Below are 14,032 nucleotides of genomic sequence, written 5' to 3'. Positions count from 1 at the left end.
GAACATTTTAGTTAAGCGCGGAGTGACTTTTTAGCACCAACTGATGTTTTAAGCTTACGACTTGTTGCAACATGATGAAGATCAGCCATACGAATAGTCATACGATTTACTTCATTAGTCGTATAAGGCATCGGTTTGGAGCGTTCGATGAGATTTGGTACAGAGATGCCAACAAAACCTTGTTTACTCTTATGCATATGAAGATCGGACGAGAGAACAGCTAGGTTCGTTGTAAAATCCTCAACTTGAACTTGAGGTAATGTTGGTATTTTATCTAATGAGAAGTATAAATAACGTTTATTCCAGTTCACATAACCAGGTTGAAAGGAAATGATCAACATATCGGAGTCGGAAGGATCACTGGCTTGAACCTTGTAAATGAGCAGTCTATTCTTACTTTTACTAGGTGAAATCCATTGCACACCGTTCATGTCTGGCATGAATAACACAATAATAATAGGAACTGCACTAGCTGCATAAATAAAATAAATCGATTGGAACACAAATGCTAATGCGCAAAGTATGATAAACGCAATGATCGACACATATAACCATATATAGTTCTTTTTCTGCAATGTTTTACACCACCTGTCAGGATAATATCTTAAACTCCAAAAAAACTCAACAGTTTTTATTTTAACATAAGAGATAGGTTCATAGCTATTGTAGATGTATGGAATGTGTAAATAATGTGGAAATTTGAAGAACTAGCGTGATGGAAAGAGCAATTTAGAGATGGAGTATGCAAAAGGTCATCTTTTTCTACTGATATGAAGCTATGCAAGAGTTGGGGAAACTTTACAAAAAAAATGAGCGAGCGTAGTATTCTGTCTGAAAGATGCTGAATCTCTCCAGAATGAGAGAACGGGGGAACCAATAAGATGATCATGCATAATTCGGTGTGAGAGCCGATTCTTGTATGGTTAAGGGGTGAATCCTTGTGTTATGCAAGGTAGGGCGACTCTCACCGTCCGAATCCGACAGCTAACCCCGTAAGCAAAAGTTAGAGACAGGGGATGGAAGAGAGAGATGGGTAATCAGAATGAATTGATATTGGTGGTTGGATATACGGAAGCTTCAGAACAGTTTATTGGTGCATTACAAAGGTTGAATAAGCCCTTTGCTGTGCTAACGAATAATAAATCGGAGTATAAAAGGCTGTTAAAATCGGGTGTGGAGCAGATTGTACTGATCAACACTTCTGAACTCAGCACGTGGATTGTTCCCGCACATGCGTATAGCCAAATTTATTTATTTGAACAAAGTTTACCGTTATGCTGCAGATTTATTCAAATATGCCGTTCCTGGACGAGTGAGCCGATCTATGTCATTACAAAAGAGGTTCAACCCCGTCTTATTTATAAAGGATTGGGTGCTAATTATGTGATTCATACCCATAGTAATGATGTGACTTTCTTGCTTGAAAATGCAAATTGATATCAAATAAGTAAAAAACGATGAAAATCATAGCTTGAAGGAGATATTGGAAGATTGAAATGAAAGTAAGCGTTATTCTAGCAAAGTAAGATCATTTTCTTGCAATTACCACGCTTTACAAAAAACTGTGTGAGGCGTATGATTCGTCTCATGATTTAGAAATTAAACAGTTTTCAGTTCTGAATCGCTTAATTTCCATGAGGAAAACGGGGGAACCAAACAAGTGGTAAATGTCCGATGTGAGAGTCGGATATGTACTGCAAATGGGGTGAATCCTTGCGTTATGCAAGGTAGGGCGACTCTCACCGCCCGAATCCGGCAGCTAACCTCGTAAGCGTTGACTGGGAGAGGATGATGAATTTATTAGTTGATATATAAATGTCTTTATCGCTGAGTTCCTGCTCATGAGCAGGAAGCGGGGGAACCAACGAGACCTGAAACACAAATCAGTCTCATGGGGTGAATCCTTGTGTTATGCAAGGTAGGGCGACTCTCAAGCGCCCGAATCCGACAGCTAACCTCGTAAGCGTACGGAGAGAGGCAACGATTGTCGCGCTAGACATGGTGTTATTCACTGTGCCAAGAAGCCCGCGAGAAGAGTTCCTCTTCGCGCGAAGGCTTCTTTTTTGTTGCCTATTTTTAAAGAAAATGGTTAGATTGCGAGATTTTGGAGGAGTGATTTCGGGTGATGATCATCTATATGATTCTGGCATTAGCAGGTATGTTCGCCTTATTTCTTGGGTTCTTATACGGATGCGGACGCATTGTCGATGAGGCAGGAGGCGAAAGCTGATGACAATCGTTTTGGTGCTTACTAGTCTTGTATCTATTTATCTGGTATATGCACTTATTAATCCAGAAAAATTTTAATTTTATGAAAACATGAATGAGGTTGTACAGGGAGGAAATTGCCATGATGGGCATGATTCAAATTGCAATTGTAATTGTACTGCTGGTACTGTTAGTAAAACCGCTCGGCAGCTATATCTACCATATTTTTTCTAATCAACCGAATCGTACGGATCGCATATTTGGACCGGTTGAAAAAGTGTTATTCGCCATTATTGGTGTGAAAAATCGCTCCGAGATGACGTGGAAGAAATACGCATTAACACTGGTGCTTACGAATATTGTGCTGGTTGCGTTTGGTTTTATTATTCTAGCAATTCAGAAAGGTTTACCGCTGAATCCAAACGGGATTGAAAATATGGAGCCGACGCTCATTTTTAATACCGTAATCAGTTTTATGGCAAATACCAATTTGCAGCACTACAGCGGGGAGACAGGGCTTAGTTATTTGTCACAGATGGTAGTCATCATGATGATGATGTTTACATCTGCAGCGACAGGAATTGTTGTAGCGATTGCTTTTATTAGAGGGATTACTTCAAAGGGTACGACATTAGGTAACTTTTTCGTTGATTTCGTGAAGGCTCACACACGATTACTCATACCTATTGCGATTATAATAACGCTGGTGCTCGTTGCATTTAAAGTCCCACAGACGCTTGATCCTACGATTCAAGCCACAACACTTGAAGGGGAAACCCAGCAAATTGCGACAGGTCCTGTAGCTTCGCTCGTATCAATCAAGCACTTAGGTACGAATGGGGGCGGATTTTTCGGTGCGAACTCCTCACACCCTTTTGAAAATCCAAGTCCACTGACGAATGTCATTGAGATATTGAGCATGTGGTGTATACCAGCAGCGCTGACCTATACGTTCGGGCGATTTGCTAACAATCGGAAGCAAGGTTGGATTATTTTTGGGGCGATGGGCATTCTGTTCGTTCTGTTCTTATCCTTAGCATATTACAGCGAATCTGCTGGGAATCCAGCGATGAACGCTCTGGGCATGGATGCTTCGCAAGGTAGTATGGAAGGGAAGGAAGTTCGCTTCGGTATTCCACAGTCTACGTTATTTACAACGGTGACAACGGCTGCTACAACAGGGTCGGTTAACAACATGCATGATACATTAACACCACTTGGCGGAATGGTTCCACTAGCGCTTATGATGCTGAACTGTGTGTTCGGCGGTGATGGTGTAGGACTAGTGAATATGTTGATGTATGCGATTCTAGGTGTGTTCCTAGCTGGACTTATGGTTGGACGTACACCTGAGTTCTTAGGTCGCAAAATCGAAGCAAGGGAAATGAAGTTAATCGCAATTGCGATTCTAGCGCATCCACTTATTATTTTGGCGCCATCAGCAATTGCCTTCTTAACAGATCTGGGGCAAGGTGCGATTAGTAATCCAGGATTCCATGGTATTTCCCAGGTTATATATGAATATACCTCCTCAGCGGCTAATAACGGATCAGGCTTCGAAGGTTTGGGTGACAATACACCATTCTGGAACATAACGACAGGAATTGTGATGCTGTTAGGACGATATATCTCGATTATTGCCTTGCTTGGTGTGGCAGGTTCACTTGTTCGCAAACAGTGGGTGCCTGAGACAATCGGAACGTTCCGTACGGATAATAAGCTGTTTATGGGTATTTTGATCGGAACAGTGTTAATTATTGGTGCACTGACGTTCTTGCCAGTACTGGCACTGGGACCGATTGCAGAATATTTAACAATTCGCTAATGAATAGGGTGAGGAAACGATGCGTGAAAATCGAAAATCAAGTTTAAATGGAAAAATGATGGGTCAAGCGTTGAAGTCAAGTTTCATTAAATTGAACCCATTAACCATGATGAAAAATCCAGTTATGTTTGTAGTAGAAGTTGGAACGTTTGTCGTTTTGTTGATGACATTGTTTCCTAATTATTTTGGAACTGAACAAACGATTGGATTTAATATAGCGGTATTTATTATTTTGTTATTCACAGTCTTGTTTGCGAATTTTGCAGAAGCCTTAGCCGAAGGTAGAGGTAAAGCGCAGGCAGATTCTTTGAAAAGATCGAAGAAGGAGATTTTGGCGAATAAAGTAGTCGGGGACAGCATCAAGGTTGTTCCTTCTACTGAACTACGCAAGGGCGATTATGTTATTGTTTCGCAAGGCGAAATGATTCCAGGTGATGGCGAAATTGTCGAAGGTTTGGCTTCCGTTGATGAATCTGCCATTACAGGAGAATCTGCTCCAGTTATTAAAGAAGCGGGTGGTGACTTCAGTTCTGTAACGGGAGGAACGCGTGTAGTCAGTGACCGAATTAAAGTACGTATTACAAGTGACCCCGGCGAATCTTTCATTGATCGTATGATTTCACTAGTAGAAGGCGCGAAGCGTCAAAAAACACCGAACGAGATTGCGCTCAATACGCTGCTGACGACATTGACGATTATTTTCCTTCTTGTCGTTGTGACATTAGCTCCAATTGCGAAATATCTAGAGATCGAATTATCGATTCCGGTGTTGATTTCGTTATTAGTGTGTTTGATCCCAACTACAATCGGGGGCTTATTATCAGCTATCGGGATTGCAGGGATGGATCGGGTGACACAGTTCAACGTGCTTGCAATGTCAGGTAAAGCAGTTGAGGCAGCAGGGGATATCAATACGATGATCCTTGATAAAACAGGCACAATTACGTTCGGTAATCGGATGGCAAGTGAGTTCGTACCTGTGGGCCAATCGAATGTAGCAACAGTTGGACAGTGGGCAGCTATTAGTTCACTTAAAGATGAAACACCTGAAGGACGATCCGTTCTTGAATTGATGAAAAAATTGAATTTACCATACTCCGAGCAGTCGGTAGAGGGTGCTGAATTCATTGAGTTCAAAGCAGAAACACGCATGAGCGGTATCGATTTAGCAAGTGGCTTGAAAGTGCGTAAAGGCTCAGTTGATGCAGTAAAACGTTGGGTAAGTTCACAAGGTGGAGAGATTCCTGCGGATCTGGAGCACAAAGGAAATGAAATTGCCTCTCAAGGCGGGACACCGCTGGCAGTCGCTTTTGATCGAGAAATCGTCGGCTTGATCTACTTGAAGGATACTGTAAAGCCAGGTATGCGTGAGCGCTTTGAAGAGCTTCGTCAAATGGGAATTAAGACAATTATGTGTACAGGTGATAATCCTTTAACAGCTGCAACGATTGCAAGAGAAGCGGGTGTAGATGATTATATTGCCGAGAGTACACCAGAAGATAAAATTGCTGTTATTCGCCGAGAACAGGGAGAAGGCAAGCTTGTTGCGATGACAGGAGACGGCACCAATGATGCACCAGCACTTGCACAAGCCGATGTGGGTCTGGCGATGAACAGTGGTACGATTGCAGCGAAAGAAGCGGCAAACATGGTGGATCTGGATTCAGATCCTTCCAAAATTATTGAAGTTGTTGCGATTGGGAAGCAGTTATTAATGACTCGCGGTGCGCTTACAACATTCAGTATTGCGAACGATGTCGCCAAATATTTTGCCATTATACCAGCGATGTTCACTCTTGCAATCCCGCAGATGGAAGCACTCAATATTATGAAGCTCGGCACACCGTTATCTGCGATTCTTTCAGCACTTATCTTTAATGCCATTATTATTCCGCTTCTTATACCACTGGCGATGAAAGGTGTTTCGTACAAACCAATGAGTTCGAGTAAACTGCTAAGTCGTAATTTATTCATCTATGGCTTAGGTGGAGTGGTTATACCATTTATTGGTATTAAGATTATCGACCTGATTGTTCATATATGGATTTAAGGTTTAACGGTTTATTATAGAAGAAAGAGGATGAAAAAGGATGAAAAACTCGGTAGATACAGCTGCGCAAAGCGGTGGTTCCTATATATGGACGATAGTACGAATGAGCGTTGTTTTGATTGTTTTGTGCGGTATCATTTATCCGCTGGCTTGCACAGGAATTGCACAAGTGGCCATGCCAAATCAAGCAAATGGTAGTTTGATTAAAGATGCGAAGGGAAATGTGATGGGTTCAGAACTGATTGGACAGAAGTTTACAGATTCTAAATATTTTAGCGGCAGGGTATCCAGTATTGATTATAAAGCAGAAGCATCTGGATCAAATAACTACGGGCCTTCCAATCCGGATTTGTTGAAACGGACACAAGCATCTATTGAGGAATGGAAAGCTGCTAATCCAGATGTTCCAGTTAACCTCTTACCGATTGATTTGATTACGAACTCGGGATCGGGATTGGATCCACACATTACGCCAGCTTCGGCAAAAGCCCAAATTCCGCGTATTAGTGGGCTGACTGGATTAACTGCTAAACAGCTCAATGATTTGGTAAGTCGACATACGGAGGCTAGAGACTTGGGTGTGTTTGGGGAAGAGCGTGTAAACGTGTTGAAGCTGAACATTGAGCTTTCGTCTATGCTGAAGTAGTATATTTTCTTATTTCGCCCTGCCCGAATACAATCGGGTGGGGTGTTGTGAGGTAAGGAGGTTTTCTAAGTGACGGGCTTTAAACGGAAAACACCTGAGGAAATATTGCTGTCCATCTCGAAGCTCCATCGAGGGCGGATTAAAATTTATATCGGTGCGGTAAGCGGCTCGGGGAAGACGTACCACATGCTGCGGGAAGGGCATGCGCTGAAGGAACAAGGGATTGATGTGGTCATTTGCGCAGTGTCGACGATGAAACGTCCGGAGACTGTAGAACAAGTGGGAGATCTGGAGCGTGTTCCGAGCATTCATTGGACGCGTAACGGTATTGAGCAGAAGGATTTGAATCTGGATGCACTTATTGAGCGAAATCCCGAGGTTGTACTTGTTGATGCCTTAGCCCATCGCAATCGGGTTGGGGCGCAGTTTGCAACTCGACTAGAAGACATCAAGCATTTGGTGAGTCACGGTATTAGCGTTATCACAACGGTAAATGTGTATGAGCTTGAAGGTTTCCATCAAATTGCACAGAAGCTGACAGGTGTAGGTTGTGAGGAGATTGTACCTCTTGAAACGTTGGAACTTGCTGATGAAGTTCGGTTAATTGATGTGTCCCCAGAGACGGTGCTGCAGCGGCTTTCGGAAGGGCATCTTGGTGATCGCAAAGACACGGCTTTGTTTAAACGTGGCAATCTTGGCGTTCTTCGAGAACTGGCTTTACGCCTTGTTGCCGAGGATGTGAACGAGACGCTTGAAAAACACCGTGAAGAGGAAGGCTTACTCGGTCCATCCGGTGCAGCAGAGCGAGTACTTGTATCGACGCAGTACCATTGGAACGGCTCGATCTATGTGCGACGCGGTCAACAGATTGCCAAGCGGTTAAATGGAGATTTAATGGTAGTATGCTTCGTAAATCCACGAAAATCACTCACCAAAGAATGTGCCACATTCAAGCGTTCTATTGTGAAGCTGGTGGATAAAGTAGGAGGTACATTCGAAGAATTACCTTTTCGATCCACACGATTAATCGCACGTCAACTCGTTCATTATGCAGTTAACAACAACGTTACACGTATTCTACTTGGACATTCGAAACAGACGAGATGGCAAGAGTTTTGGCGTGGTTCTGTTGTAAACGGGATTTTGAAAATGACGCAAAATGTTGATGTGTTCATCGTTGCAGATCGAGCGGACCATGACGGTGAGCGTATTCTTCCGACCAAGAGGAAAGAGTCACCGCATAAGGACGTTTACCGCAGGTTAAGCAGTAAGGAAGTGGATCAGAAGATCGAGCAAATCAAGCGTGGAAAATTTAAGGTCTACATTGGTGCTGCCCCGGGTGTAGGCAAGACATACACGATGCTGCGAGAAGGCAATGATCTATTGAAAAAAGGAATCGACGTTGTCATTGGATTATTGGAAACGCACGGGCGTAAAGAAACCTTTGCACAAATTGGATCCCTTCAGACCATTCCTCGTTATACCTTTGATTATCGAGGAGCGACGTTAGAGGAGATGGACGTTCCAGCGATTATCGAGCGTAATCCAGAGGTCGTCTTAATTGATGAGCTGGCACATACGAACATGCCCGGAAGTCGAAATAAAAAGCGCTATGAAGATGTACTCGAAATTTTGGAAGCAGGCATCTCCGTTATTTCAACCATGAACGTGCAGCATTTAGAAAGCCTAAATGATGCGGTGGAGCAAATTACAGGTGTCCGTGTACGAGAGACTGTCCCTGATAGTATTCTGCGGTTGACAGATGATATTGAATTGATTGATGTCGCCCCGAAATCCCTTCAGCAGCGAATGCGAGAGGGTCGAATCTATGCGATGGATAAAGTGGAACAAGCACTTGGACATTTTTTCAAAACAGGAAATTTAATTGCCCTTCGTGAACTAGCGCTGCGCGAAATCGCAGATGAAGTGGATGAACGGCTTGAAGCGTGGGAGCGTAAAAACTCGCTTCGCGGGCCTTGGCGTAGGGAAGAAGTCATATTCGTCGGGGTAACGACGAGCTCCAATGCAGAACGATTGATTCGCCGCGGATTTCGGATTGCCCATCGATTGAAAGCGTCCTGGTATGTGACGTACGTAAACCCGGGAGAGCCCGAGGGGGATGATCTTCGTAAAAGGATGGAGGCGATCCGTGAGATTACCACACGACTTGGAGGAACTTTCGAGGTTATCAATGCGCAGCATGAAAGACAAATTCCGATTCTACTTATGGAGCAGGCGAACCGATATAAGAGCACTCAAATTATTATTGGACAGTCCAAGCGAAGCTTGAAGGATCGCCTCTATAAAGGATCTGTTGTGCAAAATGTGCTGCGAGCGGCAAGACATATGGATGTGCTTGTAGTTGCAGATTTTGATCCAAATTTTAAGAATTCGCTTCGTTAATTACAGCAAAATAAAATAAGTGATATAATGTTTCATACTACGCTGATTTGCTGGGGGTTTATTGAATGAAGCAATATTTACAATTATGTGAGCATGTACTTGAACATGGCACAGATAAACAAGACCGAACAGGAACAGGTACAAGATCCGTGTTTGGTTACCAAATGCGATTCGACTTGTCGCAAGGATTTCCACTTGTAACGACGAAAAAACTGCATTTAAAATCAATTATTCATGAATTGTTGTGGTTCCTACAAGGGGACACGAATATTGGGTATTTAAAAGAAAATGGCGTGCGCATCTGGGACGAGTGGGCAGATGAAAACGGAAACTTAGGTCCTGTCTATGGTAAGCAATGGCGCTCGTGGGGAGCTCCAAATGGAGGAGTCATTGACCAGATTACGGAGCTAGTGGAGACAATTAAGAATAATCCAGATTCCCGCCGGATGATTATTAGTGCTTGGAATGTTGCGGATCTACCTGAGATGGCGTTAGCACCTTGCCATTGTTTATTCCAATTTTATGTGGCAGACGGCAAGCTATCTTGTCAGCTGTACCAACGTAGTGCGGATATTTTCTTGGGTGTACCTTTTAACATCGCTTCCTATGCACTTCTAACCATGATGCTTGCGCAAGTATGTGGGCTTGAGCCAGGCGATTTCGTTCATACGTTCGGCGATGCACATATTTACAGTAATCATATGGAGCAAATTGAGCTGCAATTAAGTCGTGAGCCGCGGGCACTTCCGACCATGACGATTAATCCAGATGTGCAATCTATTTTTGATTTCAAATATGAAGACTTTACGCTCTCTGGTTATGATCCGCATCCTGGAATCAAGGGAGTAGTCGCAGTATGATCTTATCTTATATTGTAGCGATGGATCGCAATCGGGCGATTGGTCATGAGAATAAGCTGCCATGGCATCTGCCTGCAGATTTGAAATTTTTTAAAAAGACGACTTTGGGTCATACGATCCTTATGGGTCGTAAAACATACGAATCGATCGGAAAGCCGCTGCCTGGACGCACGAATGTAGTCATGACACAAAATCGTGAATATACAGTAGAAGGCTGCGAAATCGTGCATACAGTTGAAGAAGTAAAGGCGCGCTATGGGGAGAAGGATGAGTTGTTCCTGATCGGTGGTGCTGAGTTATTTAACTTATTTTTGGCTGATGCAGATAAAATGTACATCACACGCATTGAACATGAGTTTGAAGCGGACACGTTTTTCCCAGAACTTGATGCAGCACAGTGGCGCTTAACGAGTAGCGAACAAGGTGTAAAGGATGAGAAAAATCCTTATGATTATTTCTTTGAAGTGTACGAGCGTGTGAATCCATAAGCAGGTAAACATAAAAAAAGCTCGGCACATTCACGTGTCGAGCTTTTTTGTCTTCAATTACGTTTATGCTTTTTTACGAACCAATGTCATGATGAACGCTAGAGCGCCAAGCACCAGTGCTGCGATGGAAAGATAAAGTGGAAGCTGAGACGCTTCTTGATCTGATGAAGCTGTTTTTGTATCTGCTTTCGTATCCGCTTTTGTATCAGCTGTCACATGACCATGACTATCAGCGCCAGCATTAGCAGGTTTTGCATTTACTTTTGTCACAGAAGCGGGTTTGTCCGAACCATCTGCTCCTGTCCATTCAACAACTGAACCATCTTTATAGGTCTGATAAGCTTTCCAAGTGATCGCAGTTGCAGTATCACTCACTTTACCTTGCATGTTGAACTCGGTAAATTCTCCATTTTTAATGCCTTCACCTGTTGCTGTCCAAGTAACGCCAGTGATTTTACCGGAAGCATCTTTCGTTGCTTCATATTTCCAATCTGGCTTCGGCTCGAAGCGAGAGATCGATACAGAGTCTAATGCGAATTTAACTTCGACTTTAGTAGTCGGAATATCTTTTTCAACAGGAACACGAACAGTGAATTTTTCATATGCCCCTTGAGTAGATGTGTTCGGTAATACGGTTACGTGCGCACTTGCAATGCCTGCAAACAATAGCGTACATAACATCAATGTGAAGAAGCTGAGTGTCATTTTTTTCATGGGTACGAACCTTCCTTTTCTCTCAATCCTAAAATCGTATTCTAAATGTATATGAAAAAAGTCACAAGCTAAATGGCCCTATTGGGCTATTTTCGTCTAAGAAGTATGTTCGTTTTGTGTCAAGCCATGTGAAATGGCATAAGCTGTAAGTTGGACTCGATTATCCAAGTGCAATTTATCCAAAATATTCTTCATGTGATTTTTAACTGTATTTTCGGAAATAAGCAGCTTTTCGGCAACTACTCGATTATTGTCACCTGTTGATACGAGTCGTACAATTTCCTTCTCCCGTGTAGTAAGCTGCGCTTGATGTCCTTCCACTTGAGATGGTGAAGGTGCTGCGCTTGTTGATCGAAACCGCCTGAACATGGAATCTGCCATTTGCCTCGCAACATCGGAATTATCGTCGAGCAGCGCATGCAGATAACTGAGCCATTCGTCGGGGTCCATGTTTTTTAGAAGATAGCCTTGTGCGCCAAATTGAATGGCCGTGAACAGGTCCGCCACATCATCCGATACCGTGAGCATGACAATTCGAATTTGAGGATATAAAGATTTTATTTGACGGGTCGCTTCCAGACCATCAATGGGAGACATATGGATGTCCATTAGAATCAGATCAGGCTGTAGTTCTCCACTGAGAAGAATGGCTTCACTTCCATCATAAGCCTCACCAATCACGAAAAATGCGGAATCAACAGCAAGCATGGATTGCACAGCCTTACGTGCGAGTGGATGATCGTCAGCGATGAGTACCCGGTAATTGGGTTTTGTCATGGGGTCTTCCTCCTTGTAGATATCATGGTCAGTCTAGTGCCGCCAAGAGGATCGGGTTGCAGTTCCATCGTTGCACCTAGTTCATGTGCACGTTTACGCATGAGGCTAATGCCATATTTCATATGCTGTTCGTTCGCGTCTGCAATTCCCTTACCATCGTCGTATATCATCAAATTCCAACTATTAGAATCGACTTGAAGTTCGATCGTGGCAGATTCAGCAAGCGAGTGCTTTCGGATATTTGTAAAAGCTTCTTGAATAATACCGAATAAATTGACTTCTTCACTGCGAGTAAACTGCCCGTCAAGAACTTGAATCGTGCTCGTAAGCTCTATCTCCGTAAGCTTCTCCCAATCTCGTAACCACTTTTGCAAACGTTCTACGAAGGATGTTCCTTCTTCAGGAGGGGTTCTCAGATTAAATATGGCTTGCCTTAGATGGTTATCGATGTCTGACACGGCTTCTTTTGCATCATCGAGCTGTCCTTGTTTTAATTTGACATTCAGGAAAAATAAGGTTTGCGCTAAGTTATCATGAAGCTCTCTTGCAAGTCGTTCACGCTCCTCGTAGACAGCGCGTTTGGATTGCTCTTCAGCAAGCTTGATTCTAGATGCCTCAATCGATCTGAACATCCAGGTTGCAAACACAAAGGAGAGCACAAGGGTGAGGAGCGTCATAAAGAAGTTACCTGCTTCCATCGACAAATAATTAAGCAGGAATTCATGACGAATGTATTCAAAGCCCCCAATTAACAGGGGAGGGAGCAGCATGGTAAGCAGCTTCATCATTCTTAAGGACATTTCAGGTATTCCTCTCTATAGTTACATCGATCTCAATTAATCGTAATTCCCATTATATCAAAATCTACAAATAAAAACGGTTGAACCAGGATGATCCCTCGTTCAACCGCATTTTTATTCAGATTTATTCTTATCCTCTTGTATGTAACGGCGTTCCCCGGTTGAAGAATTATAATAGACTCGATATTTAAGTCCATCTTTGGGATCAATGAAAACTTCTTTCGTCGGTTGGAAATCAAAAGGAAGTTTCTCTTGTAAATTATTCGTTTTCTTATACCGCTTATCAAATACGAGCCATCCTAATAAAATTAAACAAATCCCTGCGATAAGGGGATAAAGGAAAATCCAGCTCCAAAAAAATGTCATATTAAGCTTTTCTCACTCTAACCGCTGTGCCATAAGCCACAATCTCACTCATGTTTTGACCGATGTCGCCAGAATCAAAGCGCATCATGATGACAGCATTACCACCCATAGCTGCTGCATTTTCAACCATGCGATCAACAGCTTGTCTGCGCGCATCTTCTATCATTTGTGTGTACTGTTTTACTTCGCCCCCCACTAGACCTTTGAGCGATGCCATAATATCTCCACCTAATCCACGTGCGCGAACGACTACACCAAAAGTTGTTCCTAGGACTTCAACTACTTCATATCCGGCTAGACTTTCCGTTGTTGCGATCATCATAAGATTCATCCTCCTCATTCAATTCAAACAATAAAATTGCTGTATGGTTACAAAAGTATTGTATCATATTTGTCACTTTTCTATTTCGCTTCTCTGTTTAATTTTTGATAAAATGATGCCACAGCACCATTGAAGAAAGGTGATACCGAGGTGGGAACTAAATATTTTACTTTGCAAGAAGCAAATGACTTGCTTCCAGAGTTGGACAAACAGTTGGCATATCTTCAAAGTATGAAAGATGAATTTCGAGTGAAATACACTAAACTGCGCCGGTTAACGGCAATTGTAACACCGAAAACGGGAGCAAGATATGACGAGCAATTTAGACTCGAGTGCGAGCTTGAGTTCATTCAGATTGAAGCAATGTCTTATATGGATAACTTTTATCGATTGGGAGTCCAAGTGAAGGATGTTGATCATGGATTAATTGATTTTCCGGCTAAGATAGATGGAGAAGAGGTTCTATTGTGTTGGCGTCGGGGCGAGCAGCGTATTTCTTTTTATCACAGTAAAGAAGATGGGTTTGCAGGGCGAAGAAGATTACCAGAGATGTAAATGGAATATGAAAAGAGG

Annotated in this window: 15 protein-coding genes and 3 riboswitches; of the genes, 9 read left to right on the top strand and 6 right to left on the bottom strand. The window is 42.8% G+C overall.

Going from position 1 to position 14,032, the window contains the following annotated elements; genetic code table 11:
• Positions 1-11 precede the first annotated feature (11 nt).
• A complete protein-coding gene (locus ACSBOP_RS16685) occupies positions 12-575 on the bottom strand; it encodes a hypothetical protein (protein WP_442601645.1) in 564 nt (187 codons plus the stop codon).
• Between the two features lie 254 nt (positions 576-829).
• A riboswitch (cyclic di-AMP (ydaO/yuaA leader) is annotated at positions 830-1,014 on the top strand.
• A 15-nt stretch (positions 1,015-1,029) separates the two neighbouring features.
• Between ACSBOP_RS16685 and ACSBOP_RS16680 the strand changes: the two genes are divergently transcribed.
• From ACSBOP_RS16680 to ACSBOP_RS16645, 8 genes are all read left to right on the top strand, one after another.
• A complete protein-coding gene (locus ACSBOP_RS16680; RefSeq protein WP_442601644.1) occupies positions 1,030-1,437 on the top strand; it encodes a hypothetical protein in 408 nt (135 codons plus the stop codon).
• Between the two features lie 175 nt (positions 1,438-1,612).
• Positions 1,613-1,789: riboswitch (cyclic di-AMP (ydaO/yuaA leader) on the top strand.
• 26 nt (positions 1,790-1,815) lie between these two features.
• Positions 1,816-1,982, top strand: a riboswitch (cyclic di-AMP (ydaO/yuaA leader).
• Positions 1,983-2,229: 247 nt separating this feature from the next.
• Positions 2,230-2,307, top strand: a complete 78-nt coding sequence (gene kdpF, locus ACSBOP_RS16675) for a K(+)-transporting ATPase subunit F (RefSeq protein WP_442604509.1) — start codon at positions 2,230-2,232, stop codon at positions 2,305-2,307.
• 46 nt (positions 2,308-2,353) lie between these two features.
• Complete coding sequence (gene kdpA / locus ACSBOP_RS16670; protein ID WP_442604508.1) at positions 2,354-4,033, top strand: potassium-transporting ATPase subunit KdpA; 1,680 nt, start codon at positions 2,354-2,356, stop codon at positions 4,031-4,033.
• 19 nt (positions 4,034-4,052) lie between these two features.
• Positions 4,053-6,083 (top strand): potassium-transporting ATPase subunit KdpB, encoded by a 2,031-nt coding sequence (kdpB, locus tag ACSBOP_RS16665; protein WP_442601643.1) that lies wholly within the window; start codon positions 4,053-4,055, stop codon positions 6,081-6,083.
• A 40-nt stretch (positions 6,084-6,123) separates the two neighbouring features.
• Positions 6,124-6,729 (top strand): potassium-transporting ATPase subunit KdpC, encoded by a 606-nt coding sequence (kdpC, locus tag ACSBOP_RS16660; RefSeq protein WP_442601642.1) that lies wholly within the window; start codon positions 6,124-6,126, stop codon positions 6,727-6,729.
• Between the two features lie 69 nt (positions 6,730-6,798).
• Entirely contained in the window at positions 6,799-9,132 is a 2,334-nt protein-coding gene (locus tag ACSBOP_RS16655; protein ID WP_442601641.1) for a universal stress protein, read from the top strand.
• Positions 9,133-9,197: 65 nt separating this feature from the next.
• A complete protein-coding gene (locus ACSBOP_RS16650; RefSeq protein WP_442601640.1) occupies positions 9,198-9,992 on the top strand; it encodes a thymidylate synthase in 795 nt (264 codons plus the stop codon).
• Positions 9,989-10,480 (top strand): dihydrofolate reductase, encoded by a 492-nt coding sequence (locus ACSBOP_RS16645; RefSeq protein WP_442601639.1) that lies wholly within the window; start codon positions 9,989-9,991, stop codon positions 10,478-10,480. Before ACSBOP_RS16650 ends, ACSBOP_RS16645 begins: the two co-directional genes overlap by 4 nt.
• Positions 10,481-10,543: 63 nt before the next feature.
• Here the strand turns inward: ACSBOP_RS16645 and ACSBOP_RS16640 are convergent, their stop codons facing one another.
• The 5 genes from ACSBOP_RS16640 to ACSBOP_RS16620 form a co-directional block, all read right to left on the bottom strand.
• Positions 10,544-11,194, bottom strand: coding sequence for a YcnI family copper-binding membrane protein (locus ACSBOP_RS16640; protein WP_442601638.1), 651 nt, complete (start codon positions 11,192-11,194; stop codon positions 10,544-10,546).
• 96 nt (positions 11,195-11,290) lie between these two features.
• Positions 11,291-11,971 (bottom strand): response regulator, encoded by a 681-nt coding sequence (locus ACSBOP_RS16635; protein ID WP_442601637.1) that lies wholly within the window; start codon positions 11,969-11,971, stop codon positions 11,291-11,293.
• Positions 11,968-12,771: a sensor histidine kinase gene (locus ACSBOP_RS16630; RefSeq protein ID WP_442601636.1), complete on the bottom strand. Its 804-nt coding sequence runs from the start codon at positions 12,769-12,771 to the stop codon at positions 11,968-11,970. The genes ACSBOP_RS16635 and ACSBOP_RS16630 overlap by 4 nt, the downstream gene beginning before the upstream one ends.
• Before the next feature lie 114 nt (positions 12,772-12,885).
• Positions 12,886-13,137: an HD family phosphohydrolase gene (locus ACSBOP_RS16625; RefSeq protein ID WP_442601635.1), complete on the bottom strand. Its 252-nt coding sequence runs from the start codon at positions 13,135-13,137 to the stop codon at positions 12,886-12,888.
• A gap of 1 nt (position 13,138) precedes the next feature.
• The gene (locus ACSBOP_RS16620) at positions 13,139-13,459 is read right to left on the bottom strand and encodes a YbjQ family protein (protein ID WP_442601634.1); all 321 of its coding nucleotides are present in this window, start codon (positions 13,457-13,459) and stop codon (positions 13,139-13,141) included.
• Positions 13,460-13,609: 150 nt separating this feature from the next.
• On the opposite strand from ACSBOP_RS16620, the gene ACSBOP_RS16615 reads away from it, so the two are divergent.
• The gene (locus tag ACSBOP_RS16615; protein WP_442601633.1) at positions 13,610-14,014 is read left to right on the top strand and encodes a DUF2203 domain-containing protein; all 405 of its coding nucleotides are present in this window, start codon (positions 13,610-13,612) and stop codon (positions 14,012-14,014) included.
• Positions 14,015-14,032: the final 18 nt, after the last annotated feature.

Origin of the sequence: Paenibacillus sp. KN14-4R (assembly GCF_052180255.1) — a bacterium.
In the GTDB taxonomy this organism is placed as follows: domain Bacteria; phylum Bacillota; class Bacilli; order Paenibacillales; family NBRC-103111; genus Paenibacillus_AM.
The sequence above is the reverse complement of the archived record's forward strand: the minus strand, read 5'-3'. Positions and strand labels throughout refer to the sequence as shown.